The 13,308-nt window shown below is 69.2% G+C and carries 10 protein-coding genes; 5 read left to right on the plus strand and 5 right to left on the minus strand.

Annotation, left to right across the window (positions count from 1 at the left end):
- Positions 1–1,179 precede the first annotated feature (1,179 nt).
- Complete coding sequence (locus tag CHC09_RS21395) at positions 1,180–2,355, minus strand: ROK family transcriptional regulator (protein ID WP_089294918.1); 1,176 nt, start codon at positions 2,353–2,355, stop codon at positions 1,180–1,182.
- Positions 2,356–2,667: 312 nt separating this feature from the next.
- Between CHC09_RS21395 and mmsA the strand changes: the two genes are divergently transcribed.
- The 3 genes from mmsA to CHC09_RS21410 are packed head-to-tail and all read left to right on the plus strand — an operon-like array spanning position 2,668 to position 6,617.
- Complete coding sequence (mmsA, locus tag CHC09_RS21400; RefSeq protein ID WP_089294919.1) at positions 2,668–4,212, plus strand: multiple monosaccharide ABC transporter ATP-binding protein; 1,545 nt, start codon at positions 2,668–2,670, stop codon at positions 4,210–4,212.
- On the plus strand, positions 4,209–5,498 hold the full coding sequence (mmsB, locus tag CHC09_RS21405; RefSeq protein ID WP_089294920.1) for a multiple monosaccharide ABC transporter permease: 1,290 nt from the start codon (positions 4,209–4,211) through the stop codon (positions 5,496–5,498). Before mmsA ends, mmsB begins: the two co-directional genes overlap by 4 nt.
- A gap of 15 nt (positions 5,499–5,513) precedes the next feature.
- Complete coding sequence (locus CHC09_RS21410; RefSeq protein WP_089294921.1) at positions 5,514–6,617, plus strand: substrate-binding domain-containing protein; 1,104 nt, start codon at positions 5,514–5,516, stop codon at positions 6,615–6,617.
- A gap of 51 nt (positions 6,618–6,668) precedes the next feature.
- Here CHC09_RS21410 and CHC09_RS21415 read toward each other — a convergent pair whose 3' ends face one another.
- From CHC09_RS21415 to CHC09_RS21425, 3 genes are all read right to left on the minus strand, one after another.
- Positions 6,669–7,334 carry a SprT-like domain-containing protein gene (locus CHC09_RS21415; RefSeq protein ID WP_089294922.1) on the minus strand — a complete coding sequence of 222 codons (666 nt, stop codon included), beginning with the start codon at positions 7,332–7,334 and terminating at the stop codon, positions 6,669–6,671.
- A 95-nt stretch (positions 7,335–7,429) separates the two neighbouring features.
- The gene (locus CHC09_RS21420; RefSeq protein WP_089294923.1) at positions 7,430–8,770 is read right to left on the minus strand and encodes a hypothetical protein; all 1,341 of its coding nucleotides are present in this window, start codon (positions 8,768–8,770) and stop codon (positions 7,430–7,432) included.
- Between the two features lie 238 nt (positions 8,771–9,008).
- Positions 9,009–9,593, minus strand: coding sequence for a hypothetical protein (locus CHC09_RS21425; RefSeq protein ID WP_089294924.1), 585 nt, complete (start codon positions 9,591–9,593; stop codon positions 9,009–9,011).
- Positions 9,594–9,668: 75 nt separating this feature from the next.
- Here CHC09_RS21425 and CHC09_RS21430 point away from each other — a divergent pair, with 75 nt between their 5' ends.
- Positions 9,669–11,051 (plus strand): NAD(P)/FAD-dependent oxidoreductase, encoded by a 1,383-nt coding sequence (locus tag CHC09_RS21430; RefSeq protein WP_089294967.1) that lies wholly within the window; start codon positions 9,669–9,671, stop codon positions 11,049–11,051.
- A gap of 38 nt (positions 11,052–11,089) precedes the next feature.
- Here CHC09_RS21430 and CHC09_RS21435 read toward each other — a convergent pair whose 3' ends face one another.
- Positions 11,090–11,953 carry a hypothetical protein gene (locus CHC09_RS21435; RefSeq protein ID WP_143232451.1) on the minus strand — a complete coding sequence of 288 codons (864 nt, stop codon included), beginning with the start codon at positions 11,951–11,953 and terminating at the stop codon, positions 11,090–11,092.
- Between the two features lie 210 nt (positions 11,954–12,163).
- On the opposite strand from CHC09_RS21435, the gene CHC09_RS21440 reads away from it, so the two are divergent.
- Positions 12,164–13,308 (plus strand): Clp protease N-terminal domain-containing protein (locus tag CHC09_RS21440; RefSeq protein ID WP_143232454.1); only part of this gene is annotated, 1,145 nt, incomplete at its 3' end.

The raw sequence follows: 13,308 nt of genomic DNA on the forward strand, positions 1-13,308 counted from the left end.
CGGCTCGCAGTCTGGCGACGAGTACGGCGCGGTCGTGCTGGCTGCGATGCTTGACGGCGCCGGTTGGGCGGTGGCCGTTTCGGGGTGTGGCGGTTGGGCGGTGGCCGTTTCGGGGTGTGGCGGCTGGGCGGTGGCCGTTTCGGGGTGTGGCGGTTGGGCGGTGGCCGTTTCGGGGTGTGGCGGCTTGGCGATGGCTGCTTCGGGGTGTGGCGGCTTGGCGATGGCCGCTTCCGAGTTCGGCGGTGGATCCGGTTCGGGTCTTCGGCATGTGGATGCCGCAGCGATTCGCTCGTTCCACCTGGCTTTTATTTCCTCGTCGGCGGGGATGTGGCCGTAGACGCGGTGCAATTTGCGGGCGTGGCGTTGTGTCAGTCCCCAGGCGCGGCGCTTTTCGTGCTCGCGGCGGAACTCGTCGGCCTCGGCGGAGTAGTTGCGGCGTTTGGTTCTGTCCCGCATGGTGGACAGCTGGGCCGTGGTGAACAACTGTAGCTGCCGCATGTATGAATCATCCTTCGCGGCCACCCTGATCTGCCAATAGTGGATCACCTTGTCATTTCGGTGAATGAAAATTTCTAGGCGATACAGCGGGTGGACGGCCGAAGAATTTCGCCTCCATGCCGGGGGTTCCAGGCAAGGCTGAATAAATGCTGGATCAAGGGGGATGAGAATCACTCATGCCGCGATCGGGGTCGCACTTGCGAATTCCTCACCCGAGGCACTCACCCGGGTTGGCGATCTTGGTTGCCGAGATCAGCTGGTGCGGTGCCCACCGAGCCTCCGCCGGGCCGGCGAGGCGGTGCGACCACGGCTCGACGTTGGCGCCAACGCGGTCAACGTTCGGCCACCGCCGGGGTCCAGCTGGCGCGGCTGCTGCCTTGGGGCGCGCGGACGTCGCGCGAGACCGGCACGCGACTCGGCTTGTAGCCCGGTTCGGGGACTCCGTAAATCGTACTGAATAGATGGTTTAAGAGGGTTGGTGGTGGTGGGGCGTGGGTCGGAGTCGGGTGGTGGGTTGGGGTTGGTGGTTTGTGGGGTCGATGGTGGGGTGTGGGTCGGGTGGTGGGTTGGGGTTGGTGGTTTGAGGGGTTGGTGGTGGGGTGCGGGTTGGGGTTGGTGGTTTTAAGGGGGCGGTGGTGAGGCGCGGGTCGGAGGGGGCGAGCCGGCCGCGGGTGGCGCGGATCAGAGGGACAACAGGTCGGCGACCTGGGGTGCGTACGTTGTGTGCAGGACCAGGGCGGCCGCCCCCACCACGGCGGCGTCGGCGCCCAGTGGGGAGACCTCGACCCGGACCGGGTGGATGCCGCGGGCCAGTGGGCGGGTCGCCAGGGCGTGGGCGACCGCGTCGCGGAAGTGGTCCTCGAGGTGGCGCAGGCCGTGGCCGCCGAGGACGACCAGGTCGATGTCGAGGATGTTGGCGACGTTGACCACGGCTGTGGCCAGGTGTGCGGCGGCGGCCTCGACGGCGGCGGTGGCGACCGGGTCGCCGGCGGTCGCGGCTCGGCGGACGGCCTCGTAATCCTCCAGCCCGGTGGCGGTGACCAGGGCCTTCGGGCTGATCAGGGTTTCCAGGCAGCCGTGGTTGCCGCAGTAGCAGGGTGGGCCGTCGGGCTGGACGGACTGGTGGCCGAACTCGGCGGCGTTCATCGAACCGCCCCGGTGCACCTGGTGGCCGAGGATGAGGCCGCCGCCGACTCCGGCGCCGAAGAAGAAGTAGGCGAAGTCGGCCACCCCGCGGCCCGCTCCGGCCCAGCACTCGCCGATCGCGGCCGCGGTGGCGTCGTTGTCCAGGGTGACCGGCAGCCCGGTGGCCGAGGCCAGCATCTCCTTGAGCGGCACCCGGGTCCATCCGGGCAGTTGTGGGGGTCCGACCAGGGCGCCGAGCGTCTGGTCGATCGGTCCGGGGGTGGCGATGCCGAGCCCGAGCACCCGGTCGACCGGTACGTCGGCCCTGGCCAGCACCGCGCTGACCAGGTGCGCAACCGCTTCGACGACCTCGGCCGGGCCGGCGCCGGGCCGGACCGGTTGCTGGAGTTTGGCCAGTGGGTGGCCGAGCAGGTCGGCGACCACGCAGGACAGTTGGGACGGGTCGAAGTGGACGCCGACCGCGAGGCCGGCGCCGGCGTTGACGCGCAGCAGGGTGCGGGGCTTGCCGCCGTTGGAGACCGTCGCGCCGTCCTCGCGGACGATGCCCTCGCCGATCAGGCGGCGGACGATGCCGGACACGGTCTGTGGGGTGAGGCCGGTCAGTTCGGCGATCTCGACCCGGCTGATGCCGTCGGCAAGCTGGATCTGATCGAGGACGACGGCCCGGTTGTACTGACCGACTTTGGGTAGGTTGGTTCCTGTTCGCCGCACCGGAGAAGCGCCTCCCGGTCTGCTTCCGTGACGCGTTTCGAGCGCGTTACGAGATCGATGCCGACCATGATGCCATCGACCCGTTGACTTAGTAAATAAATAAGATTTACAGTCTGGAAACGCCGGACTCATCGAAGTTGATCTTTGTGAAATGCCTGTTGGGAGGCGGCATGAGCGAGCTTGCGAGCCACTCGGCCAGCTCAGTGAATGACTCATGTCGACGCCGGAATGCAGCAGAGGTGGCGCTATGAGCGAGCTTGCGAGCGAATCGGTTGGCTCATGTCGACGCCGGAGCGCAGCCGAGGTGGCGGCATGAGTGCTCCGCCACTGCTGGAGATGCGGTCGATCACCAAGACCTTCCCCGGCGTCACGGCGCTGTCCGATGTGAACCTGAGCGTCCGGGACGGGGAGATCCACGCGATCTGCGGTGAGAACGGCGCCGGCAAGTCGACCTTGATGAAGGTGCTCAGCGGCGTCCATCCGTACGGGTCGTACGAGGGCTCGATCGTCTACCGCGGCGCCGAGACCAGGTTCTCCGACATCCGGGCCAGCGAGCACGCCGGGATCGTGATCATCCACCAGGAACTCGCTCTGGTCCCGGGGATGTCGATCACCGAGAACATCTTCCTGGGCAACGAGCCCCGCCGCTTCGGTCGCATCGACTGGAAGGCGGCCAACAGCCACGTGCTGAAACTGCTCGCGATGGTCGGGCTGAACGAGGACCCGGACACCCTGGTCAAGGACATCGGGGTCGGCAAGCAGCAATTGGTGGAGATCGCGAAGGCGTTCGCCAAGGACGTGCAGCTGCTCATTCTGGACGAGCCGACCGCGGCGCTGAACGAGACCGACTCGCGGCATCTTCTCGATCTGCTGCGCGGTTTCAAGAAACGCGGCATCACCTCGATCATGATTTCGCACAAGCTGAACGAGATCGAGGCGATTGCCGATTCGATCACCATTCTGCGGGACGGCCGGACCATCGAGACGATCGATGTCGCCGGGGAGGGCGCCGACGAGGACCGGATCGTACGCGGGATGGTCGGCCGTGACCTGGGCAGCCGTTTCCCGGAGCACGAGCCGAGCATCGGCGAGGTGTTCTTCGAGGTGCGCGACTGGACGGTCCGGCACCCGATCTCCGCCGAGCGGTTGGTCTGCAAGAACTCCAGCTTCACCGTGCGCCGCGGCGAGATCGTCGGGTTCGCCGGCCTGATGGGGGCCGGGCGCACCGAGCTGGCGATGAGCCTGTTCGGCCGCTCCTACGGTGTCTACCTGGGCGGACGCGTGTTCAAGGACGGCCGGGAGATCCAGCTGCGGTCCGTGGCCGACGCGATCGCGCACGGGCTGGCGTACGTCAGCGAGGACCGCAAGGCGGTCGGCCTGAACCTGCTCGACGACGTCAAGACCTCGGTCGTCGCCGCGAAGCTCTCGAAGATCACCCGGAACGGGGTGATCGACGAGGCCGCGGAGTACCACGCGGCCGAGGAGTACCGCCGGAACCTGCGGATCAAGACGCCCAGCGTGGACGAGGGCGTCACCAAGCTCTCCGGCGGCAACCAGCAGAAGGTCGTGCTGGCGAAGTGGATGTTCACCGACCCCGACCTGCTCATCCTCGACGAACCGACCCGCGGCATCGACGTCGGCGCCAAGTACGAGATCTACGGGATCATCCAGCGCCTGGCCTCGGAGGGCCGGGGCGTCATCGTGATCTCCTCCGAACTGCCCGAGCTGATCGGGCTCTGCGACCGGATCTACACGGTCTTCGAGGGCACCATCACCGGCGAGATCGCGCGGCGCGACGCCGACCCGGAACTCCTGATGAAGCAGATGACCTCCACCAAGAAGCTGGCCACGCCATGAGTCGGACAAAAGAACTGCAGAAGAACCTCTTCGGGGGTACGACCTCGAACGCCCGCCAGTTCGTCATGATCGCCACGCTGGTCGGGATCATCCTCTACTTCCAGATCAGCACCGGCGGGCTCACCCTCCAGTCGGGCAACCTGATCGCCCTGACCCAGCAGTACGCGTACATCTCGGTGCTCTCCATCGGCATGCTGATGGTGATCGTGGCCGGTCACATCGACCTCTCGGTCGGCTCGGTGGCCGCGTTCACCGGCATCGTGGTCGCCAAGGCGATCAGCCAGCACGACGTCCCGTGGCCGGCCGGGATCCTGCTCGGCCTGGCCGTCGGCGCGCTGATCGGCGCCTGGCAGGGCTTCTGGGTGGCGTACGTCGGCATCCCGGCCTTCATCGTCACCCTCGCCGGCATGCTGCTGTTCCGCGGCGGCAACCAGTACATCGGCAACGCCGACACGGTACCGGTGCCGCCGGGCTTCCGCGAGATCGGTGCCGGCTATCTGCCCGAGGCCGGGCCGGACACCGGCTACAACAACCTGACCCTGCTGCTCGGACTGCTCGCCTGTGCGGCGGTGATCTGGCGTGAGCTGCGCTCCCGTCAGGTCCGTAAGCAGATGGAGGGCGCGGAGCCCGCGCCACTGTGGATCTCCGTCATCCGGATCGTGGTGATGGTCGCGGTGATCGTCTTCGCCACGCTGCGGTTCGCCGGCGGCCGGATCGGCACCAGCTTTCCGATCTCCGGCATCATCCTGGCCGTCCTGGTGATCGCGTACTCGTACTACACCCGCAACACCGCGGGCGGCCGGCACATCTATGCGGTCGGCGGCAACTCCCGGGCCGCCGAGCTGTCCGGCGTGAAACTGCGCCGGGTCAATTTCATGGTCATGATGAACATGTCGATCCTGGCCGCGCTGGCCGGCATGATCTTCGTGGCCCGGTCCGCGGCCTCGGGCCCGCAGGACGGTCTCAGCTGGGAGCTGGACGCGATCGCCGCGGTGTTCATCGGGGGCGCGGCGGTCTCCGGCGGTCTCGGTACGGTCGGCGGCTCGATCGTCGGCGGTCTCGTGATGGCCGTGCTCAACAACGGTCTGCAACTGACCGGAACCGGCTCCGACATGGTCCAGATCATCAAGGGTCTGTTCCTGCTCGGCGCCGTCGCCCTGGATGTCTACAACAAGAAGCAGGGCCGCTTCTCGATCATCGGATCCCTGACGCGACCGTTGCGCCGCGAGCCTTCGGCGCAGTCCTCGGACCCCACCGCACAGGACCGCGAAACGGCCCGGATATAGAAGGGTTGACACTGCATGCGGAAGATGTTGATCAAGAGTTTGGCTGTCGGCGCTGCCGCCGTGCTCGCGCTGACCGCCTGTTCCAACGACCGCGAGAAGTCCGGCGGCGACACCCCGGCCGGTGGCAAGGGCTTCGCCAAGGACGCCCTGATCGGGGTCGCCCTGCCGTCCAAGACCTCGGAGAACTGGGTGCTCGCTGGTGACCTGTTCACCAACGGGCTCAAGGAGGCCGGCTTCCAGTCCGACGTCCAGTACGCCGGCGCGTCGACCACGGTCGCCGACCAGCAGGCCCAGATCACCGCGATGACCACCAAGGGTGCCAAGGTGATCGTGATCGGCGCGACCGACGCCGCGCAGCTCTCCACCCAGGTGGCGGCCGCCAAGCAGGCCGGCGCCGTCGTGGTCGCCTACGACCGGCTGATCACCAACACGCCGGACGTCGATTACTACATCGCGTTCGACAACTTCAAGGTCGGTCAGTTGCAGGGCCAGGCGCTGCTGGACGGGATGAAGGCGAAGAAGCCGACCGGGCCGTACACCATCGAGCTCTTCTCCGGCTCGCCGGACGACAACAACTCGGGCGTCTTCTTCAACGGCGCGATGGATGTGCTCAAGCCCGAGATCGACAAGGGCAACGTGGTCGTCGGCTCCGGCCAGACCGACGTCAAGCAGACCGCCACCCAGGGCTGGAAGGCGGAGAACGCGCAGAGCCGGATGGACTCGCTGCTCAACTCCACATACAACGGCGGCAAGACCCTCGACGGCGTGCTGTCGCCGAACGACACCCTGGCCCGCGCGATCATCACCTCGATCAAGGGCGCCGGAAAGCCGATTCCGGTCGTGACCGGCCAGGACTCCGAGGTCGAGTCGGTCAAGTCCATCATGGCCGGCGAGCAGTACTCCACGATCAACAAGGACACCCGCAAGCTGGTCGCCGAGACCATCAACATGGTCAAGACGCTCCAGACCGGTAGCGATCCGCAGGTCAACGACACCAAGTCGTACAACAACGGGGTCAAGGTCGTCCCGGCGTACCTGCTGCCGCCGCTGATCGTCACCAAGGCCAACGCCGCCGAGGCGTACGCCAACGACCCGAAGCTCTCGCCGCTCACCAAGTGACAGCCGTCCGGGTGTCCCGGTCCCACCGGGACACCCGGGCGCACTGTGCTGTCAGGCGGGCTCGACCAGGGTGAAGGGGGCGCCCAGGACACCGGCCCTGGTCTGGACCTGGTAGCGGGTCCGGCCCTGTTTGACGACGGTGCCGACCAGTCCGCCGTACTTGCCGCCGCCCTTGAGCCGGACCCGGTCGCCGACCCCGGGCCGGCCGGACGGCGCGGGACTCTGCAGGCGGCTCAGTTCGGCGGCGTAGCCGGGGTGGACCGGCGCCGGCAGACCCCGGTAGGTCCAGGCGAAGACGGCGGTGCGGTCGAACCGCGGTGAGCATTCGCGGCAGGATCTGACCCGGATCGGCTGGCGGTGAGCCGACGTCCGATGCCCGGAGCGGCAGACACCGACCCAGTCACCGTCGATCCGCGGTGCCTCCGCCGGCACGCACCGGCGGCCCGAGCAGCCGATGCGGATCGCCGTCGCCCGCCACACCGCGTCGTGGCCGTGACCGGGGCCGGCCAGCGCGTGAGCGATCTCGTGCAGGACCGTCTCGGTTACCTCGGCGGGGGAGTACAGCGCGATCAGCCGGCGGGACAGCCCGATCTCCCTGCGGTCCGCACGGCAGACCCCGGCACGGGTCTTGGCGTCGTCGAAGGTCAGCCGCCATCTGGTGAGACCGTGCCGGGCCATCAGGCCGAGCGCCAACTCCCGCGCCTCAGTCAGATTCAAGCGTGCTCCTCGTCGTCCGGACCATGATGCCGGATGAATCCGGATTCATGCTTCCTCGACCGCCCTGACCAGGGCGAACCGAGGACCTTCGCGGCTCAGGCGTCCGGAGTGTCGGTGACATCCCGTGCCCGCAGTCGCGCGATCGGGTCCCGCTGCTCGATCCGGTCGAGCGACGCGCGCAGGTGGTCCTCGAGAATCAGCGGGATGCCGGCGTCCAGGTAGGTCAGCGCCCGTCCTTCGTGCCGCTCGCCGACGACGGCCAGCCGGGTCGCCGGGCCGGGCTCGCGCTGCACAGTGACGCCGGCCGCCGCGAGCCGGTCCACCAGCACGGCCCGATCGGCGTTGAGCTCGCCGGCCAGCAGGATCCCGGCCCCGTGGGGCAGGCCGCCGGCCGGGACGGCGAGATGGTAGGCCAGGATCCGCTGCGCGGTCTGCCGGACCGCCGGTACGGCCGAGTCCAGCGCGGCCACCAGGCCACGTACGCCGAACTGTTCCGCCGTACCGTCGTCGGTGTCGAACAGCAGCGCCACGTGCAGCGTCCGGTCCTGTTCCGGCAGGTCGCGGCGGGCGAAGTCGGCCCGCAACGCCCGCACCTGATCCGGCTGCACCGACACACCCGACGCTTCGAAGCTGAACTCCCGCAGGGCCGGCAGCTCGACAAGGGTCGCCAGCGCCCACGTCGGCTTCGGCCCGCGGCAGCGACCGTGGAACTTCACGCTGACCAGCCTGGGCAGCTCCGCCAGCCCTTCCAACGCCTGCTCGTCGCCCCACCGCAGATCCACCCGCTCCAGGTTGACCAGCCGCCGCAGCTCACCCCACGGGCCCGAATCGGTCCTGAGCCGGCGCACCGCTTCCGGCCCGGCCAGGAGTGCGGCGTCCAGGTCGACGAACAGCGGCGGAGACATGTGGGCGAACAGTTCGGCATACCCCGGATGTCCCCACATGGGCGCCAGCGCCATCTCGTCACGGATCCGCCGGAGAGAACGTCCGCTCCGCTTGCAGGCGGCGACCGTCTCCACCACCCGGTCCCGCTCACCGAGCTCGAGATACACCCGCGCCGCACAACGGAAGATCTTCGGGTACGCGGGCCCGTGCGGCAGCGCGGCGGCCAGGTAGGCCCGCGCCCGTCCGGGATCGATGGTTCCGGCCCACCGGTCGTACAGCCTCTCCAACGCCGTGCAGCAGGTGCCGGCCGACAGGTCCGGAAAGGTGACCAGGTCATCGAAGATGGTTGTCGCGTCGCGAGTGGCCACCCGCTTCGCGAATGCGGCGATCTCGTCGCGCCTGCTCGGCGAAGCGGCTGCCAGGACCTCACGCCGCTCAGCCGGCTCCAGTGCCAGCCACGTCCGCACATCGTTCGCCGACAGCGCGTTCGCGAGCGCGACCGCTCCGCCGTCACGCAGGTCTTCCCGTACCGCCGCTACGTCCTGCCACACCGGTCGCGCACCCGCTCCCCGTTCGCCCTCACTGCCAATACCGACCGCACCCAGACGGCACGGGAATTCTGGCGCCGGTCACCTACCTGGACGGTCAGACTCCGGGCCCCGGCGGGCGGCTGCTGACCGGCTATGTCGTGCGGCTGAGAGATGCGTCAAGAACGGTGGCCTGCCGCAGTACCTCTGCGGAGGCTTCGAACGCAGGACGCCGAAACAAGCCGCTGTCACGGTTGTGGGCTCACTCGGTGGGGCGGCCGCGCCGCTCGATGTCGAGCTGCACCTCGGGGTCCCACCTGGAGGCGTCCCAGTCGTCGCTGGTGACGATCGGCTTCCGGCGGCCGCCCAGGTCGGGGCGACCGGTCTCGCGGCGGATCCGGGCGCGGGTGGTCACCACACCGGCGAGGAGAGCGGCCCAGGCGCCGAGCCGGAGGGCGCCCAGCACCAGGGCCGGAGCGGTCAGCAGGTGGCTCAGCGCGATCAGCGGGACGGCGAGGAGCAGGCCCCCGTAACCGGTGGCGCCGGGGCCGGTGGGCGTCGCCCGGTGCGCGCTGACGACCCAGACGATCGTGGAGACCAGCAGGCCGAGGACGCAGATCAGCATCGCCGAGCCGAGGACCAGGTTGGTGATCGCGAAGGACGCCTGGGTGCCGACGGAAAGCGGGTCGGCGGCGCCGCTGCGGAGCGCCGCCACCCCGGCCAGGATGAGCACGGTCGTCAGGACCGAGACCACCAGGTAACCCGCGCTGAAGCGGATCATCCGGCGGCTGGCCAGGGCAAAGGTCTCCAGGTGGCCCTCGTCCGGCGGAAGGTTCTCGAAACTCATGGTGCCTCCCCGATCGATCCGAGCATCATGCCGGATCGACTGTCACAGATGCGCGGGCTGTACCGTCTCATTGATGTGCGAACGATTCTGGTAGTCGGCGGCGGGTATGCCGGGTTCTACGCGGCGTGGAAGCTGGAGCGGAGACTCCGGCCGGGCGAGGCACGGGTCGTCCTGATCGACCCGCGGCCGTACATGACGTATCAGCCGTTCCTGCCCGAGGTGCTGGCGGGTTCGGTGGAGGCGCGGCACGCCGCGGTCTCGCAGCGGCGGCATCTGAAGAAGACCAAGATCATTTCCGGTACGGTCGTCCGGATCGATCACGCGACGCGCACCGTGACGGTGCGTCCGGCGGAAGGGCCGGAACATCCCCTGGCGTACGACACGATCGTCGTCACGGCCGGCGCGGTGACCCGCAAACTGGCCATTCCCGGCGTGGCCGAGCGGGCGATCGGCCTCAAGCACGTCGAGGAGGCGGTGGCGATCCGGGACCAGCTGCTCACCTCGTTCGACCGAGCCTCCACGCTGCCTCCCGGGCCGCGCCGGCAACGGCTGCTGACCGTGACGTTCGTCGGTGGCGGGTTCTCCGGCGTCGAGGGGTTCGGCGAGCTGTTGTCGCTGGCCACGGCGCTGGTCAGGGCGTACCCCGAGCTCGATCCGAAGGAATTGGACTTCCATCTGGTGGAGGCCCGCGACCGGATCCTGCCGGAGGTCTCCGCCGAGCAGGGCCGTTGGGTGGTCCGGTCGCTGGAGAAGCGCGGCGCGCACGTGCACCTCGGCGCGCTGGTGACCTCCGCGACCGGTGGGCACGTGGTGCTGTCGACCGGGGTCGCGTTCGAATCGGAGCTGATCGTGTGGACCGCGGGCAACGCGGCGAACCCGATGGTGCACAGGCACACCGACCTGCCGATCGACGCGCGTGGCCTGCTGGTCGTCCGGGCGGATCTGCGGGTCGGCACCGAGGACGCGCCGGTCCCGGACGCGTGGGGCGCCGGCGACGACGCGGCCGTTCCGGACCTGGCCGCGGGTGGCGGCAGCGTGACCGTGCCGAACGCGCAGCACGCGGTGCGCCAGGGCAAACTGCTGGCCCGCAACCTCCTGGCCGAGCTGCGCGGTCGTGAGGTGCGGCGGTACCGGCACCACAGTCTCGGCACGGTTGCCACGCTCGGGCTGGGCCGGGGCATCTTCGAGTGGAAGGGCATCGTGATCAGAGGCTTCCCCGCCTGGCTGATGCACCGGGGCTACCACGTCCTCGCGGTGCCGAGCTGGGAGCGCAAGGTCCGGGTGCTGGCGATCTGGCTGGCCGCCGCGGTGTTCGGTCGCGACATCGTCTCGCTCGCCTCGGTCCAGCATCCCCGCCACGCCTTCGTCGTCGGCGGGGACCCGGCCGTCCTGGCGATCGACCCGGAGCCGGTCACCGGCGGCGGCGAGCCGTCGTCCGTCCCGGGCGGCCCGCATTGATCGTTTCCGTGCCCGCACCTCCGTGCGGCCGGGAGTGATCAGGTCGGAATCGGCTCCGGTTCGGCGGCCGACTCGGGCGTCACGTCGGTCGTGGGCACCGTGCGGAGGCCCGGCTCGGTGTCGAGGCGCACCTGATAGCCGATCGGCGGGCCGGTCGGTCCCCACTCGGCGCCGACGACGATGCCGGACTGACCCGCGACGCGCACCCGGATGCCCGGCGGGTGACAGTCGTACGTCTCGACGAGGAGCGCGTCGAGGATGTGCCGGACCCCGTCGAGTGAGCCGCGCAGGCTCGTGGAGCGCAGTTCCTGACCGAGAACGATCGCCGCGTCCCGGGCCTTCCGGTCGGTGCCGGCGGCACCGGCGTCGAGCGCGGCCTCCACGCGCGCCCAGAGCCGCCAGCGGTCGTGGTCGAGCAGCTGCCGGGCGGCCCGGTCGAGCGCGGCGCAGGCGATGTCGACCGCCGTCTCCTCGCCGAGCTCGGCCGCCCAGGAGAGCTCGTCGGGGTGGGGCAGCAGGCTCGGCGACTCGTGCCCGAGCACGGAGTAGAGCATGGCGAGAGTGGTCTCGCGCCCCTCGCCGTCGTAGAGCGGACCGATCCCGCCGGTGGCGCGCAGCCGAGGGAACCGCCGGGTCAGGTGTGCGGCGCGGCCCAGCGGAAGGTCGGTGGCGAGCCGGGTGTCGCGCACTCGGGAATGGAACGTGCGGTGTTCGCGAGCAGCGAACATCCAGGCGCGGTGCTCGTCGTCGCCGACCGGGAAGCGGAGGGGCAGCCGCCTGGCCGAGGCCGGGGAGTCGGCCCTGAGCAGGCGCGCGGCGACCGAATAGGCCACGCCGAGTTCGGCTGCCAGGGCTCGGATCGCACGTCGGCGGGCTCGGTCGGGTACGGATCGTCGGCTCATCGTGGTCCTCCCGTCCCTCATCCTAGGTCTCCCCGGTTGTAACCTGAGGGGGCAGCGCGCCTGCACGAGCGTTGCGGGATCCCCCACGCGGACCCCGCGTCAACGCCAAGAGGCTCCGACTCAGCGCACGCGACTCCCGTCCACTTTCGCACGTCCGCGTGCGCTTCTTCGGCGGGGTGCGTGGGGCTCCGCTGCGAGGACGTGAGTGTCGTGTTCGAACGGTTCACCGACCGTGCCCGACGGGTTGTCGTCCTGGCCCAGGAAGAGGCCCGGATGCTCAACCACAACTACATCGGTACGGAGCACATCCTGCTCGGTCTGATCCACGAGGGGGAGGGTGTCGCCGCGAAGGCTCTCGAGAGCCTCGGCATCTCTCTCGAGGGGGTCCGTCAGCAGGTCGAGGAGGTCATCGGCCAGGGTCAGCAGGTGCCGGGCGGGCACATCCCGTTCACGCCGCGGGCGAAGAAGGTGCTGGAGCTCTCGCTGCGGGAGGCGTTGCAGCTCGGGCACAACTACATCGGTACCGAGCACATCCTGCTCGGTCTGATCCGGGAGGGTGAGGGCGTCGCCGCCCAGGTGCTGGTCAAGCTCGGCGCCGACCTCAACCGGGTCCGCAAGCAGACGATCGAGCTGGTGGCGGGCTTCCCCTCGGAGGGGAGCCCCGAGCAGCCCGTGGCCGGTGCGGCCCCGGCCACGATCTCCCCGATCCTGGAGCAGTTCGGCCGGAATCTCACCCAGGACGCCCGCGACGGCAAGCTCGACCCGGTGATCGGCCGGGAGTCGGTGATCGAGCGGGTCATGCAGGTGCTGTCCCGCCGCCGGAAGAACAACCCGGTGCTGATCGGCGAGCCGGGTGTCGGCAAGACCGCGGCGGTGGAGGGGATCGCGCAGGCGATCGCCAAGGGTGAGGTGCCGGAGACCCTCAAGGACAAGCAGCTCTACACCCTGGACCTGGGTTCCCTCGTGGCCGGTTCGCGGTATCGCGGCGATTTCGAGGAGCGCCTGAAGAAGGTGCTCAAGGAGATCAACGCGCGGGGCGACATCATCCTGTTCATCGACGAGATCCACACCCTGGTCGGTGCGGGTGCCGCCGAGGGGGCGATCGACGCGGCCTCGATCCTGAAGCCCATGCTCGCGCGTGGTGAGCTGCAGACGATCGGCGCGACGACCCTCGACGAGTACCGCAAGCACCTGGAGAAGGACAAGGCTCTCGAACGAAGGTTGCAGCCGATTCAGGTCGGTGAGCCGTCGCTGGCGCAGACCATCGAGATCCTCAAGGGTCTGCGTGACCGTTACGAGGCGCACCACCGGATCAGCATCACGGATGCCGCCCTGGTGGCCGCGGCGACGCTGGC

The organism is Actinoplanes regularis, assembly GCF_900188005.1.
GTDB lineage: Bacteria > Actinomycetota > Actinomycetes > Mycobacteriales > Micromonosporaceae > Actinoplanes > Actinoplanes regularis.

What these genes read in the sequence shown, in the direction of transcription:
- CHC09_RS21425 (WP_089294924.1), bottom strand. Translation starts at nt 9,593, where the DNA reads ATGAGTTTCGAGAACCTTCCGCCGGACGAGGGCCACCTGGAGACCTTT.
- CHC09_RS21410 (WP_089294921.1), top strand. Translation starts at nt 5,514, where the DNA reads ATGCGGAAGATGTTGATCAAGAGTTTGGCTGTCGGCGCTGCCGCCGTG.
- mmsA (WP_089294919.1), top strand. Translation starts at nt 2,668, where the DNA reads ATGAGTGCTCCGCCACTGCTGGAGATGCGGTCGATCACCAAGACCTTC.
- CHC09_RS21435 (WP_143232451.1), bottom strand. Translation starts at nt 11,953, where the DNA reads ATGAGCCGACGATCCGTACCCGACCGAGCCCGCCGACGTGCGATCCGA.
- mmsB (WP_089294920.1), top strand. Translation starts at nt 4,209, where the DNA reads ATGAGTCGGACAAAAGAACTGCAGAAGAACCTCTTCGGGGGTACGACC.